Origin of the sequence: uncultured Thiothrix sp., from assembly GCF_937876535.1 — a bacterium.
In the GTDB taxonomy this organism is placed as follows: Bacteria; Pseudomonadota; Gammaproteobacteria; order Thiotrichales; family Thiotrichaceae; genus Thiolinea.
Genome location: NZ_CALFHZ010000002.1, coordinates 108053 through 121876 on the forward strand (window position 1 = coordinate 108053; position 13824 = coordinate 121876).

13 protein-coding genes are annotated in these 13824 nt (G+C 43.1%); 5 read left to right on the top strand and 8 right to left on the bottom strand.

The features are described 5' to 3' along the window. The first annotated feature begins 107 nt into the window (after positions 1-107). The 3 genes from Q0230_RS00640 to Q0230_RS00650 are packed head-to-tail and all read left to right on the top strand — an operon-like array spanning position 108 to position 4101. On the top strand, positions 108-1124 hold the full coding sequence (locus Q0230_RS00640; RefSeq protein ID WP_298607107.1) for a cytochrome c peroxidase: 1017 nt from the start codon (positions 108-110) through the stop codon (positions 1122-1124). Further along, on the top strand, positions 1121-3001 hold the full coding sequence (locus Q0230_RS00645; RefSeq protein WP_298607109.1) for a DAHL domain-containing protein: 1881 nt from the start codon (positions 1121-1123) through the stop codon (positions 2999-3001). The genes Q0230_RS00640 and Q0230_RS00645 overlap by 4 nt, the downstream gene beginning before the upstream one ends. Beyond that, positions 2998-4101, top strand: coding sequence for a response regulator (locus Q0230_RS00650; RefSeq protein WP_298607111.1), 1104 nt, complete (start codon positions 2998-3000; stop codon positions 4099-4101). Before Q0230_RS00645 ends, Q0230_RS00650 begins: the two co-directional genes overlap by 4 nt. A gap of 77 nt (positions 4102-4178) precedes the next feature. Here Q0230_RS00650 and Q0230_RS00655 read toward each other — a convergent pair whose 3' ends face one another. Genes Q0230_RS00655 through Q0230_RS00665 form a run of 3 tightly spaced genes read right to left on the bottom strand, consistent with a single transcriptional unit; the run spans position 4179 to position 8257 of the window. After that, positions 4179-5813 (bottom strand): BamA/TamA family outer membrane protein, encoded by a 1635-nt coding sequence (locus Q0230_RS00655; protein ID WP_298607113.1) that lies wholly within the window; start codon positions 5811-5813, stop codon positions 4179-4181. Beyond that, positions 5791-7716: an LTA synthase family protein gene (locus tag Q0230_RS00660; protein ID WP_298607115.1), complete on the bottom strand. Its 1926-nt coding sequence runs from the start codon at positions 7714-7716 to the stop codon at positions 5791-5793. Before Q0230_RS00660 ends, Q0230_RS00655 begins: the two co-directional genes overlap by 23 nt. Beyond that, positions 7700-8257, bottom strand: coding sequence for a cytochrome b/b6 domain-containing protein (locus Q0230_RS00665; RefSeq protein ID WP_298607117.1), 558 nt, complete (start codon positions 8255-8257; stop codon positions 7700-7702). Before Q0230_RS00665 ends, Q0230_RS00660 begins: the two co-directional genes overlap by 17 nt. Positions 8258-8471: 214 nt before the next feature. On the opposite strand from Q0230_RS00665, the gene Q0230_RS00670 reads away from it, so the two are divergent. Continuing rightward, the gene (locus Q0230_RS00670) at positions 8472-8741 is read left to right on the top strand and encodes a hypothetical protein (protein WP_298607119.1); all 270 of its coding nucleotides are present in this window, start codon (positions 8472-8474) and stop codon (positions 8739-8741) included. Positions 8742-8819: 78 nt separating this feature from the next. Here Q0230_RS00670 and Q0230_RS00675 read toward each other — a convergent pair whose 3' ends face one another. Together Q0230_RS00675 and Q0230_RS00680 are read right to left on the bottom strand one after the other, a co-directional pair. Next, the gene (locus Q0230_RS00675) at positions 8820-9119 is read right to left on the bottom strand and encodes a PepSY domain-containing protein (RefSeq protein WP_298607120.1); all 300 of its coding nucleotides are present in this window, start codon (positions 9117-9119) and stop codon (positions 8820-8822) included. Positions 9120-9462: 343 nt separating this feature from the next. Next, positions 9463-10203, bottom strand: a complete 741-nt coding sequence (locus tag Q0230_RS00680; protein ID WP_298607122.1) for a hypothetical protein — start codon at positions 10201-10203, stop codon at positions 9463-9465. 222 nt (positions 10204-10425) lie between these two features. On the opposite strand from Q0230_RS00680, the gene purH reads away from it, so the two are divergent. Next, entirely contained in the window at positions 10426-12018 is a 1593-nt protein-coding gene (purH, locus tag Q0230_RS00685; protein ID WP_298607124.1) for a bifunctional phosphoribosylaminoimidazolecarboxamide formyltransferase/IMP cyclohydrolase, read from the top strand. A gap of 57 nt (positions 12019-12075) precedes the next feature. On the opposite strand, the gene Q0230_RS00690 is transcribed toward purH, so the two are convergent. From Q0230_RS00690 to Q0230_RS00700, 3 genes are all read right to left on the bottom strand, one after another. Further along, a complete protein-coding gene (locus Q0230_RS00690; protein WP_298607126.1) occupies positions 12076-12246 on the bottom strand; it encodes a hypothetical protein in 171 nt (56 codons plus the stop codon). 320 nt (positions 12247-12566) lie between these two features. After that, on the bottom strand, positions 12567-13340 hold the full coding sequence (locus tag Q0230_RS00695; protein WP_298607128.1) for a TSUP family transporter: 774 nt from the start codon (positions 13338-13340) through the stop codon (positions 12567-12569). A 144-nt stretch (positions 13341-13484) separates the two neighbouring features. Next, positions 13485-13824 (bottom strand): c-type cytochrome (locus tag Q0230_RS00700; RefSeq protein ID WP_298607130.1); only part of this gene is annotated, 340 nt, incomplete at its 5' end.

The following is a 13824-nucleotide window of genomic DNA, read 5'->3' on the forward strand; positions in this document are numbered from 1 at the left end:
CCTATAACAGGCAGGCTGACCGCTTGTCTATGATTTGTATATAAAAAGTAGCTTTTTTATACAATCTTATTTCCTTCTAATAATGCAAAATAATAATGGTGGTAAAAATGTCTACTCATCTAGTTTGTAGCTGGCTAAGGCAGCGATTATTAGTCTCTGCTACTTCTTTAGTTTTATCATCAGTGGTTCTTGGTAGTTCAGCTGTGGTGATTGCAGCAGGCACTCCTTTAGTTGGTGAACCGATTAGCCCTTTACCAACGCTTGATTCCTTACAATTAGATCCTAAGAAAATTAAGTTAGGTGAACGCTTATTTCAGGATACCCGCTTTTCTAAGGACAATAGTACCGCTTGTATTTCCTGCCATAATTTAGACAAAGGTGGTGCTGATGGGCGGAAGAATTCAATAGGTGTGCGTCAACAACTAGGTACAATTAATACACCGACTATCTTTAATAGTGGCCTCAATTTTCACCAGTTTTGGGATGGGCGTTCAGACAGCCTAGAAGATCAAGTCGATAAGGTTGTCCATAATCCCCATGAGTTGGATATGAATTGGGATGACTTAGTAAAAATTTTAAAAAGTGACGCTAATTTAGTCGCTGACTTCAATGCTGCTTACCCGCAAGAGGGGTTGCAAGCCGCTAATATTCAAAATGCCTTAGCCAGTTATGAACGTTCTTTACTAACCCCCTCTCGTTTTGATCGTCATCTATTGGGGGATGCAAAGGCTCTAGATCAGGACGAACTAAAAGGTTATCAGCTATTTAAGGACTATGGCTGTGTCGCTTGCCATCAAGGCGTCAATGTCGGTGGAAACATGTTCCAGAAATTTGGCGTCATGGATGATTATTTTGCTAAGCGCGGGTCTGTCACTGAAGCAGATTTTGGTCGTTTCAATGTGACTAAACAAGAGGCCGACAAATTTGTATTTAAAGTTCCATCCTTACGGAATGTTGCTTTGACTGCCCCTTATTTCCATGATGGTTCGACTGATACCCTCAATGCTGCTGTTGATGTGATGTTTCGTCATCAATTAGGCCGGACAGCCTCTGACGAGGATAAACGCTTGATTGTAAAGTTTCTTAATACCCTGACTGGAGAAAACTTGGGAGGTAAATCATGAAACCTTCCTTACGTTACGTGCCACTATTCCTAGTGAGTGCCGGTTTAATTGCTATCTTAGGGGCTTTGATACAAAAAACTCGATCTATTGATACCACCAATATTCAGCAAATTAATGGCCAATTGCGTGAACTGAAACAGGTCGACGCGACTTGGAACTTGGACATCTTACGTTCAAAAATTGGTATCAATAAAAACTATGACCAAGTAACCACTCCTTTACAGTGGCTACAGAAAAATCAACCTATCTTAATGGCAGAAGTTAAGCAGGCTGATGTAACTGCTATTAAGCAAGCAGCAGATGAATTAAAGACCGCAATTAATGAAAAGATTAGTTTGGTTGACCGTTTCAAAATGCAGAATGCATTATTGAAAAACTCACTGCGTTTTTTACCTACTGCCGTTGGGCAACTGCGTGATCAAGTTGAAGCAGTGAATTTATCTGCTGATTCAACAGTCTCTAATAATGCTACAACTCCCTCACTGCCCAAAACCTTTAGCCCGAACTTAACGAAGTTAGAGGTGACGGCGAATGAAATGTTAACTGAGTTATTAAAGTATAACTTGGCTCCGGATGAGGCTATTAAAACTCGGGTGACAGGTTTGCTTGACAGTTTAACTGCAGAGCCTAGTAGTAAGTATCCTGAGCAGATTCAGACTCAAGTCAATATGATTGTTAATCATGCGCGCACTATCTTGAAGCAAAAAGAAAGTGAGGATCAAGTCCTGACTAGTATCGAGCAAGTGCCTATTACAGCGCGTATTGATCATTTGGGTGCTCAATTTGAGCAGGGCTTTAATCTGGCTCTGCAAGAAAAGGATAAATGGCGTCTTGCTTTAGTGAGTTACTCAGGAGCATTGCTCTTGTTATTAGCACTTGCCATGTTTGCAGTTTGGCGTAGTTACCGTTCTTTAGACCAAGCTAATGCCTCTTTGGAGCAAAGAGTTGATGAGCGTACTCGTGATTTATCCACAGCCTTAGGTAATTTGCGCGAATCTCAATTGCAACTCGTACAATCCGAAAAAATGGCATCGTTGGGGCAGATGGTTGCTGGGGTGGCCCATGAGATTAATACACCTTTGGCTTATGTAAAGGGCGGTTTAGAAATTCTCAATGCGCGGATGAAAGATGTGGATACGCTGGTGAATGCAACCTCAAATTTGATGACTTTAATGACTAAAGACATTGAAGGCGATGAGGAAGCTCATGAACAGCAGTTGGCAGAGCAATTTGCTTCTGTGCAAGATTTGTCTAGCTCATTTATAGAAACCGAAGCAGTTAGTGAGATTAAAGGTCTGTTAGGCGATGGTTTACATGGTATTGGACAAATTTCGGAAATTGTTAGTAATTTGAAGGACTTTAGCCGTCTTGATCGTGCTCGAGTGGCTGAGTTTAATGTGAATGATGGGGTGAAGAGTACTCTGAAGATTGCTCATCATATTGTCAAACATCGCCGTATTGAGCAGCAATTAGGTCAGTTACCATCAATTCTGTGTTCACCTTCACAAATTAACCAGGTTCTACTCAATTTAATCACTAATGCTTGCCAAGCAACTTCCGACCAAGAGGGTGTAGTTACTATTATTACTCAGGCAACTGAGCAGGGTGTGTCGATTCAGGTCAAAGACAATGGCAGCGGTATTGCTCCAGAGCATTTATCGAAGATCTTTGATCCGTTCTTTACCACCAAAAAAGTTGGGGAAGGTACAGGACTCGGCTTATCCATTGTGCAGCGCATTATTAAAGAGCATGGGGGTGAGATTAGTATTGATTCTAAACTCGGTGTTGGTACTTGTTTTACCATCTTGTTGCCGCGTGAGTATCAAGCTGAGTCTAATCAGGAGTTCAATGAATTGAGTCTAGGGGAAGCAGCATGACCCAAGTAGCAGCTACCCCACCGTCACCATCAAGCATTGTTCAGGCAGCGCGTTTGCGCCGCCTTTCACAAGAAAAAGTGAATGCTGTCTCTAAGCCAAAAATTCTGTGTGTAGATGATGAAGAACGCATTCTTAATAGCTTGCGGGCTTTATTTCGGATGGATTATGAGGTAACCGTCACCACGGATGCCCATCACGCACTAGAGTTGCTTAAGCAAAATCATTATCACTTGCTGGTGAGCGACCAACGCATGCCACTGATGCAAGGGGTTGAGTTACTGCGTCAAGCCAAGGAAATTTCTCCGCATACAGTCCGTATTCTTTTGACGGGTTTTGCTGATCTGGCGGCAATTGTCGGTTCGATTAATGAAGGGGAGGTCTATCGTTATATCTGTAAGCCTTGGGCGAGTGAGGAGCTGCAAGAGGTTGTGGGCAGTGCAGTGAAGATTGGCCTAGAGCTGGCTGAACTAGCACCTTTGTCCAAATTAGCCTTGGTGGAAGCGAATGGTGCCCATCCCAAAATAGAACCCAAGCTTACTGAGCAAGCGTCTACTGAAGCAGAAAAGCATGGGTATGAACCCTTGGTTTGGCCAGACAATTTATCTCTCTTGTTTGTTGATCAAGATTTGCACTTGTTTAATACCTTCAAAGAGTTGGGTATTGAAGGAGGTAGTGGGCAGGTATTAGGGGCACGTACACCAGAAAATGCTTTAGCGTTAATGGAGCATCATGAAGTAGGCGTGATTGTTGCCAGCATTGATGGAGTAGATCGGGATAATTTTGGGTTCTTGTGCTTGTTAAAGAAAGAACATCCTCATGTCGTATCTTTAGCTGTAGCACGTTTAGGTGACTCAGAAACTATTATTGATTTGGTTAATTCAGCACGGGTGTTTAGGGTTATTTTCCATCCATTACGCCCTAAAGTGCTGCGCCATCATTTAGAGGCAGCTATCAAACAAGTCAGTGAGTTTCGTGCGCAGCCAGAGTTACTCAAGGTGCAAGCTGCGAAAGAAATCGCTCCAACTAGTTCGGTGCTGACAACACTCAGCTCCCGCATTAAAACTCGCTTGAGTTCAATTAAAAGTTTCTTTAAGCATTAGATAACACCTAATAAACAAAGGTTAGACTGGTACTAACCTTTGTCTAGGTAATTCATAAAGAGCGTTTTATTATTCAATTAGAACTCTAAGCCAGTCCCAACCAAAATTTGGTAGTTGTCTATTTTGCCCTTTGCAGAGAAGGGCATAGCAAAATCAACATGAATAATCTTGCCACTACTGGAACGGGTTGGAATGATTCTTAAACCAATACCTGCATCCCCAAACCAAGCTGCTTTCTGACCGTTGCCCCAAGTAGTGCCTGCATCAATAAAGGCAGCAGCTCCTAGCTTAGCTACTCCAAATAAATTTTTCTTAAAGTAAAAGCGGCGCTCAGCACTCACTAAAGCACTATGTTCTCCTGAACGATAGCCAGTTGGATAACCACGTAGACCATTATCACCACCTAAAAGCAGTTGCTCACCCTGTTGCAGGTTATCAGCCGTATGGTATTCGCCACTTAAATGCCAGCTCGCACGCGAGTCATTATATAAATTCCATTCAGCTTTAAGGTTAGCGCGCAAGCCACGATAAGAACCATCACCTATCCATGCAGTCGCATCAGCCGCGACTAGACTGAGTTGATTACTAGCAGGGCTATAACCTTGGCTATAGCGACTGAAGAGCTTTAAATAACTATCATCAGCACCAAAATTGGGATGTAAAAAACCTGCTTCAACTAAAAACTGCTGCCCCAACGCAATATCTTCGGTACGCCCCATCGTTTTGAAGTTTTCACGTTTAATATAATGATCTTCAAGCAGTTCATAACTAAGCCACGGATAAGCTTGCTTAGATTCAGGCTGGATTGCAGGGGTCGATTGGGTTGGGAAATAGCTGCGACTTTCTTGCTGCCAACCTAAGCGATAGCGCTCTGTCAGTTGCGGTGTTTTGTTCTTTGCCCAGCCATAAAAGATCGAAGCCTGTTTAGTATCTACACCGATTTTATGAGTGACTTCACCATCACGATAGTGTGAGACTTCTTGGCGCAAGGCAAGGCTTTCTAAGCCCCAAGCTCGTTGCTCAGCCAACTTATAAAAGGGGAAACCAATACTGAATTGGTGTCCTTTGCCATCGCTATTATTTTGTAAACCTAGCAATAAATGGTAGCGCGTACCTAAAACCTGTGGGTCGTTATAAGTCAGTTTAGTTTGATTGCGTTCGGCATCTTGCTTAAAACTCAAACTCAGTTCTTTACCTAGTCCTAATAGATTATGTTCTTCTAAGCTAATACTTTTGGAGTTATTCCCGCCTGAGCGCCCAAACGATAGGGCTGGCGCAAGCGTCCAATTATCCGTAGTAATGACACGCAAATTCACTTGTTTGCCACAAATTTGTTGAATACGAATTTGTGCATCTTTTAAGTGTTTGCGGGCGCGTAATAGGCGTTCAGATTCAGCAAGCAGGCTAAAGTCAAAGGGATCACTTGTTTTGAATAGCAAGCTTTTGGCAATCACTTTATCTTGAGTTTTAAGATGCAGTTGATTAGTGAACTGGTGATACCACTGGTTTTCTTCTGGTAAATTTGGATTGAAGACATTACCAGCTTCAATTTGAATAGTTCCAAATCTTAAGTCTTTAGCTTGCAAATCAGTAGTTTGCCACGCTCGACAGGTAATTTCTTCGGCCTGTAGTCTCACTAGACTCGAAGCTAGATAAATGCCGAGAATCAGCTTAGCCCTTAAGCTGAATTCATTTAGTAGTTTGTAATGCATTTAGACGTGCTGCCGCTGTTTGATAATAGGCGATTGCTTCATCAGTCGCGGCAGGGTCTGCTGGTAGTTCAGCACCTGTTTGTGCATCAATCACTTGGGTACTTTGTTTGGGCATCAATTCAATCACTTTGCCATTTTTTAAATAGCCTACTGTGAGATAGTTGGCCATAAAAGCACGTGGGTTGTGTGCAGCCGCTAAACGAATATCTTGACCATAAAATTCAGACACATAAGGAATATTCAGTAAGCCTAAGATGGTCGGAGCCACATCGATTTGTGAGGCTAGAGCATCAATTTTTTGTGGCTGAATAAACGCTGGCGCATAGATAATCATCGGAATTCGATAGTTTTCAGGTGGCAAATCAGTGCGTCCCCGTCCATGCGAGGTATGGTCAGCCACAAACACAAATAAGGTATCTTTAAACCAAGGCTGCTGGCTGGCTTCTTCCATAAACTTACCAATCGCCCAATCGGTATATTTCACTGCTCCATCGCGTCCGCTACCAGAGGCAATATCAATTCGGCCTTCTGGATAAGTGAAAGGGCGATGATTTGAGGTAGTCATAATATGGGCAAAAACCTTTTGGCCTTTAGCAACTTGCTGGTTAATCACGCCAATCGCATGGTGCAAAATATCTTCATCGGCAATACCCCAAATGGTTTCGTGATGAATATCGGCGGCAGCGACATCCGTGCGATCCACCACTTGATAGCCGTTACCAGTAAAAAAGTTTTCCATATTGTCGAAATAACTATAACCGCCATAAATGTAGAAAGGCACATAGCCATTTTGCTTGAGCACCCCTCCTAGGGTTTGCAGACCTGTATTATGCTTACGTGCAGGAACGGCATGACCGGGGGTAGGCGGGATTGATAACGTGAGTGCTTCTAAACCACGCACAGTGCGTAAGCCTGTGGCGTAGAGTTGATTGAACACTATGCCTTGTTGAGCAAAGCGATCTAAATTCGGTGTTAATCCAGCTTTACCCCCAAAGGATTCGACAAAATCAGCGCCTAAACTCTCAATAGAAATTAGCACAACGTTTTTTTCTAAAGGCGCTGCATCCGGTTGAACTGCATGTGTAGCAGGCATTGAGTTGGGTATAAAGTTCAGTGCAGGCTGACCCTTTTGAAAGGCTTGTTGTAGTACTTGATTTGCTTGCGCAGTGGGCAAAGTTTTATAAAACTTAAAATAATCTAAGTCATTAGTGCGGAAAGCGCGCATGAATTCATAATAACCATTGCTGGCTAATTCACGTTCAGCAGGGCGAGTAAAGCCATCGCGTAAATGATCATTTACTAGCAAAAAGCTGGCTACAGGCAAGGATAACAACAGCAGGCTTATCACTAAGCGTTTCGGTAAATTGCCTGTTTCCGCAAGTGCTGCACGCCAAAAAGGTTTACGTACCAGCCACAATAAACCTAAGGCAATCAAAGCGAGGCCAAGTAATAGCCAAGTGACTGGATAGGATTGCCAAATATTCCCCATCACTTCGCGCGTATAGATCAAATAGTCCACTGCAATAAAATTAAAGCGCGAGGAAAACTCATTCCAGAACGTCCCTTCGGCTAAAGCAGTGAATAAAAAGCCAAATACTGCAATCGCTAAGAGAGCTGTGGCCGAGACTGCAAACAGCCAGCGACGTCTAGGACCGTCCCCAAACAGCAAAGCTAAAACAATAAATGGGATTAATACATAAGTGGCTGCACTCAAGTCATAAATGAAGCCACTGAATAAAATTTTGGGGAAGATATTGAAAGCGAAGTTATTAGCATCGCCCTCAAACAGCATTAAGCCAATCCGTGTTAAGAAGTTAATTAGTAGGAATAACAACAATACCCAAAATAGAGTCCGATAGCGCGGTGGGAGAAAAGCCTTCTCCGTGTTACTGTTTAGAGTCATTATGAGTTACCAACAGCCCTGTTCGTTTGCCCGTCAGCATAGTACGCAATAAGGGAATGCCTGTCACTTTCGTCATTATAACAACAGCAGCTACATGAATGCCAACCAAGAACATGGTGAGGTTAGCAGCGATTTCATGAACGTCTTGCAGCCACTCTTCGCCCCAAAACCTATCCCAAGTTTGCATCCAGCCAGAGAGAGTAATGATGGCTAACATTAATAATAAGAGAATAACCATCGCTCCTCCCATGGGATTATGACCCTCACGTGGGTCTACACTATGTTGTTTTAGATCTATGAGGTGCTTTTGGACGCGCTGTGGAGTTGGGAAAAAACTGGCAAAGCGGGCTGTATGTGGGCCAATAAATCCCCAGATAATTCTTAAGATCAGCAAGATGCCAATGGCATAACCAAAGATTCGATGTAACGACCAGCTGCCATCGTCTTCAATCAGCCAGAAGTCGAGCATAAACATAAGCACTACAGACCAATGAAAAAGACGTACAAATAAATCCCACACTTTAATTTCTTGTGCTTGCATGACTGTTATTGCTCCTCGCTGATGAATGATTGCATTGTGCGTGCGTGATAGCGCCTTACTCTATTGGAGATAGGGGCAGTAAGCCTATAAAACTGTTAGCTTTAGGTCTGTAAGACAAATGTCCTATAGGTAGTTTGATAGACTAGCGTTTAAGTTCTTTGCTTTAATCGCACAGTTATTTAAGAGTCAATATGAAATTAAACCTGGTATTAGAATGAGTTTGCTTGCTGTATGGGTAACATCTTGTTCAGGCCATGAGCAATCTGGAGTCAATCTAGAACCTGCAGATTTAGCTAAAGTGAAGCATCCAGGGATAAAAGTTTATCAATTGGCTTGTATGAGTTGTCATCCTTTAGCAGCGAAAAAAGAGGGGATAGCACCACCGTTATTTGGTGTGAAAGATCAAGTGATGAGGGCTTGTCCAGAGGGTACAGCTTTTATTCAACGGATAGTTGCTGGGGTTAAAGCGCCAAATAAGTACTGAGTAGCAAAATCCTCTCCGAGGGTTAGGAGAGGAAACTCGGGTGACTATCAGGGAGTTGATAGTTGAGTTGCTGATGATTTAGTCTTTTTTCTTTTCAGTGATGCTCATATCCACAGGATTGAAGTAGATTTCGACTTTTTCCATTTCGCCAGCAGCACCGCCTTCTTTAGCGCCCATCCCGTAAATCTCATAACAAGCCTGTTCGCTCTCTTTAAACTTATAAATTACATAACCCATTTCACCAACGATTTTCTTTTGCGCATCTAATTCACTCATCCACTTGTCTTTGGGTTCTTTAGTGCAAGTCGGTTCTGCAAAAGCAGCTTGAGCAAATAAGGCAGTCATGGCAACTAAGCTGAGTAATACTTGTTTTTTCATTTTCAAATCTCCTGTGAGTATTAAGTTCTTGAACTGTTTAGTACCTGTTTCAACAGGAGCCACTATGTAACCGCAGCTAGTTTGTGACTAGTGGACAGATGATGGATAGCCAGCGGGTTCTATCCGGCATCTCTCTGTAGGGATAAATGCCGGATGACTGAAGTATTAAGGTAAACATATGCGGTTTAGGGGTTCAGGAATGACCCCAATTTCCAATAGTTTTTTCATAGACCTTGGGGTCAACTGCGGTAGGACGACTGATAGCTCTACTCTGGTAGTTAGCAGGATCTACATTTATCCCCCTACTAATTGAGAATAGAGCTAACTAGGTCAGAAGCTTAGCTTAATTGACCTTAAGCGTATAACTAACATCTAGTGCAAAGTCATTCACCTTGGCCGTAAAACGAAGTTTGTGATTCCCAACAGGAAGGGGAGGGAGCATCACCCAATAGCCATCAGAGATTGAAATGTCACGTGTACCTGGTATCTCTTCGTATTCAGTGACTAAAATAGAGTCAGAGTTAATCGTAAAAGGCAAGCTATCAGATTGAGCACGCACAATAGCGTATTGCCAAGCACAATCTTGTCCATCAATTTTACAAGTATAATTGAGCATTCCTAAGGATTTTCCTGCTTTTCTGCGGCAATCTAGCTCATCTTTGCAGCCAATATCAGTGCCAGGGGCGGGTGTCCACCAAATACTGTTGTAAACAGGGAAAAGCAAGGCCTTTCCTTGTGGGATAGTGCAAGATCGCTGACTGGTTTCGCCAAAATTACCGGCTAAGAACCATACTTTACCCTGTTGCCCTACTGAGCAATCCATCACTCCATTTTTAAACAGAGGATTCGTTGCTTTAGGGACATTAAAAGCCCAGCTCCACCAAGCATGTCCCCAGTTACCTATCGTTTTACCATAGATTTTGGGGTCTACCTCACTGGGGCGAGTCAATCTAGTGAATTCAGCTTCGAAATTTGTAGCATTTGTAGTGGTTTGTTTAGGCAAAAATGCTGTATCTGCGGCTAAAACTGTTTGCTGGCAGGCTAGGACAATTGTTGCATAGGTAATAAGTTGCTTCAGCTTCATTGATTACAGTCCTCGCTTAATGATTAAGCTAATAGCATCCTCCAAAGAGATATGGGTTGTCCTGAAAATTGGACGAAAAATTTCCGAAATGAAACAGTTCGAATCGGTTCTATTTTTCTAAGACTGCATTATCCAAAAAATGACTAGAGGTAGATTGGTCTACCTCAGCTAGCGCCAACTCGCTACAATAGGCACTTTTCTTTGACCCCGGATTCAAACCCCATGACGAGTTCTGCTAATCAATCTAATTTGCCTGTAACCCGTGCTTTATTAAGCGTTTCTGATAAAACAGGTATTCTCGAATTTGCTCAGTTTCTACATGGACAAGGTGTTGAGTTACTCTCCACTGGTGGTACTGCTAAGCTTTTAGCCGATAATCAAATTCCTGTGATTGAAGTCTCTAGCCATACCGGGTTTCCAGAAATGATGGATGGGCGTGTAAAAACATTACATCCGAAAATTCATGGTGGCATCTTAGGGCGGCGTGGGACTGACGATGCTGTGATGGAAGAACACGAGATTGGGCGAATTGATTTAATTGTCGTCAACCTCTATCCGTTTGAAGCGACGGTGGCTAAAGCCGATTGCAGCCTTGAAGATGCCGTAGAAAATATTGATATTGGTGGCCCCGCAATGGTACGAGCCAGTGCCAAAAATCATGCGCATGTCACTATTGTGGTTAATCCAAGCGATTACGCACGGATTCAAGCTGAAATGCAGCAAGATGGCGGGCGAATTAGTTTAGCTACACGTTTAGATTTAGCGATTAAAGCATTTGAGCATACTTCACGTTATGACGGCATGATTGCTAATTATTTTGGCTCACGAGTAGCTGGTGGTTCGCACGAGCAGCCCTTGCAATTTCCGCGTACTTTTAATTTACAAATGAATAAGTTGCAAGATTTACGTTATGGTGAAAATGCACATCAACAAGCAGCTTTTTATGCTGAGACTAGGCCACCAGTAGGGAGTATTGCTAGTGCAGTACAAATTCAGGGCAAGGAGTTGTCTTACAATAATATTGCTGACACCGACGCTGCCTTAGAATGTGTAAAACAGTTTGATGCCCCTGCCTGTGTCATTGTTAAACATGCTAATCCTTGTGGAGTAGCCGTCGGCGCTAATTTATTAGAGGCTTATAACCGTGCTTATAGCACTGATCCAGAATCAGCCTTTGGTGGAATTATTGCCTTCAATCGGCCTTTAGATGCAGAAACTGCGCAGGTGATTGTTGAGCGCCAGTTTGTTGAAGTGATTATTGCTCCGGGGGTAGTTCCCCAAGCAGTAGCAGTGGTAGCAGCAAAGAAAAATGTGCGTTTATTAACGGTAGAACAGTGGCAAGCTAGCGAGCAACCAATCATAGATTTCAAACGAGTGAATGGCGGTTTATTAGTCCAAACTGCAGATACTGCTTTATTGGATAGTTTAACGGTGGTGACGCAACGGCAACCCACTGCAGCTGAATTAAACGATCTACAGTTTGCTTGGCGGGTGGCAAAGTTCGTTAAATCCAATGCGATTGTGTATGCCAAGGATAATATGACGATTGGGGTGGGAGCAGGGCAAATGAGCCGAGTCAATTCAGCACGGATTGCTGCTATCAAAGCTGAACACGCGGGTTTAGTCGTGACGGGTTCGGTAATGGCTTCAGATGCCTTCTTCCCCTTCCGTGATGGGATTGATAATGCAGCCGCAGTAGGTATTAAAGCAGTGATTCAACCGGGTGGTTCAATGCGTGATCAGGAGGTGATTGATGCTGCGAATGAGCACGGAATTGCCATGATTTTTACAGGTATGCGTCATTTCAGGCACTAAGTTTTTATAGACCAACTCGATCTGGGTTGCTGGCTAGATCGAGTTGCTCCCTAAGTCTTAACGTAAATTTAAGACGAGATTGTGTTTGCCGCCTTCTTCGATAGTAACAATCTGGGTCTCTGTTTTATTTCCTGCAGTAGCATTTACTTGGTATTCACCAGCTTCTAAATCGACCACTGCTGAATGGCGTGTAATGGTTACTTCTGTGCTATTAGTATTCCGATTCATAGGTTTTATTGGTCTTAAATGCCATACTACTTCCCGAAACGCTGGTTCTCCATTAATGGTAGCCAACAATTTCAGTTGACCTGTTACTCCTCTAATGATTGCGGCCGATGAAGCGCTGGACATCATTAATAAGATTATCAGACAAAGCCAGCTTACCCTTTTATTGTGTGTACAGATTTTCATAAATTCTCCCTCTACAAGTTGTTGTTTTACCACGCAAGTGATGGGTTTTACTTTTAGTTTGCTATTATTTTAGCCAATCCACTGCTAAGTAGTAATCTGATGAAAAAAAGTTCAAACCAATTCTTGTTAATCTGGCGTTAGGTTTGAAGTAACAGACGCAGTGACACGAGTAACGACACAATTACTAATAAAGGTCGAATCAGGCGGCTTCCATGCTTAATTGCTAGTTTTGAGCCTAAATAACTACCAATTATTTGCCCTAAACCCATGCCTAAACCCAATAACCAAAGTATATGGCCCGAAAGTGAGAAGAGTATCAGCGAGGCAATATTGCTAGTAAAATTAAGGAGTTTGGTGCCTCCAGTTGCACGTGGAAGGCTGTAACCTAGTAGCGTAACAAAGGCGATAACAAAAAACGTTCCTGTTCCAGGACCAAAAAAACCATCGTAAAAGCCAATTCCGAAGCCAGCCATCGCAGCAAACATATTTTTACCGATGCGTTGGTGTCGCTCTTCGTCACCAAGCTTGGGCGCAAACATGAAATAAAGTGCAAAACCCATCATTAGCAGGGGGATGAGTTTAGCTAAAAAGGAGGAGTCGATCTGTTGGACAACCCAAGCTCCACAAGCTGCCCCTATAAAGGTTAAAGCGATAGCTAAACAATGTTCGGAAGGATTAATTAAACCTTGACGGGTGTAAGTGTAGGTCGCAGTAAACGAGCCAAAACTAGCTTGTAGCTTATTAGTCGCTAAGGCTTGAAGGGGTGGTAGGCCTGCCCACAATAGAGCGGGGATAGTTAACAAACCACCACCACCCGCAATGGCATCAATACCGCCTGCAAGCGTAGCCACTGCGAATAAAATGATGAATAAGTGCAGGTCAATGGAGTTTAGGCTAGTGAATACATCCATAATGGTGTTTTTAGATTAAAGCAGGCAGGATAACAGTCGATTAGCTGGAAAACTAAACGGAAATTGCTGATTGTTGGTATTTAGAAGATAGAAATTAAAAAGGCGCCAATGATAGCGCCTTTTTAGAATAAAAAGCCTTAGAGACTATTGAGCTTGTGCAGCCATCCAGTCTACAGCAGCTTTTACATCCGCATCAGACAGGGCAGGGTTGCCACCTTTAGCGGGCATAGCATTCAAGCCATTTAGTGCATGTTTATAAAGTGATTCTTGACCAGCAGCAATCCGTGGCCCCCAGGCTGCTTTGTCACCTAGTTTAGGTGAGTTAGCAATACCAACATCATGGCAAGAGAAGCAAATACTACGGTAAACTTTTTCACCATCAGCAGTAACACTTGACGTAGTTTGCTGAGTGGTATTTGCTGCCGCTGGAGCTGCTGCCGCTGGAGCTGCTGCCGCTGGAGCTGCTGCCGCTGGAGCTGCTGCC

Excerpts from the sequence above, each read along its gene's own strand:
- Q0230_RS00675 (WP_298607120.1), bottom strand. The coding sequence starts at position 9,119 with ATGAAAAAACAAGTATTACTCAGCTTAGTTGCCATGACTGCCTTATTT.
- Q0230_RS00665 (WP_298607117.1), bottom strand. The coding sequence starts at position 8,257 with ATGCAAGCACAAGAAATTAAAGTGTGGGATTTATTTGTACGTCTTTTT.
- Q0230_RS00670 (WP_298607119.1), top strand. The coding sequence starts at position 8,472 with ATGAGTTTGCTTGCTGTATGGGTAACATCTTGTTCAGGCCATGAGCAA.
- Q0230_RS00645 (WP_298607109.1), top strand. The coding sequence starts at position 1,121 with ATGAAACCTTCCTTACGTTACGTGCCACTATTCCTAGTGAGTGCCGGT.
- purH (WP_298607124.1), top strand. The coding sequence starts at position 10,426 with ATGACGAGTTCTGCTAATCAATCTAATTTGCCTGTAACCCGTGCTTTA.
- Q0230_RS00655 (WP_298607113.1), bottom strand. The coding sequence starts at position 5,813 with ATGCATTACAAACTACTAAATGAATTCAGCTTAAGGGCTAAGCTGATT.
- Q0230_RS00650 (WP_298607111.1), top strand. The coding sequence starts at position 2,998 with ATGACCCAAGTAGCAGCTACCCCACCGTCACCATCAAGCATTGTTCAG.
- Q0230_RS00690 (WP_298607126.1), bottom strand. The coding sequence starts at position 12,246 with ATGAATCGGAATACTAATAGCACAGAAGTAACCATTACACGCCATTCA.
- Q0230_RS00640 (WP_298607107.1), top strand. The coding sequence starts at position 108 with ATGTCTACTCATCTAGTTTGTAGCTGGCTAAGGCAGCGATTATTAGTC.
- Q0230_RS00660 (WP_298607115.1), bottom strand. The coding sequence starts at position 7,716 with ATGACTCTAAACAGTAACACGGAGAAGGCTTTTCTCCCACCGCGCTAT.
- Q0230_RS00680 (WP_298607122.1), bottom strand. The coding sequence starts at position 10,203 with ATGAAGCTGAAGCAACTTATTACCTATGCAACAATTGTCCTAGCCTGC.
- Q0230_RS00695 (WP_298607128.1), bottom strand. The coding sequence starts at position 13,340 with ATGGATGTATTCACTAGCCTAAACTCCATTGACCTGCACTTATTCATC.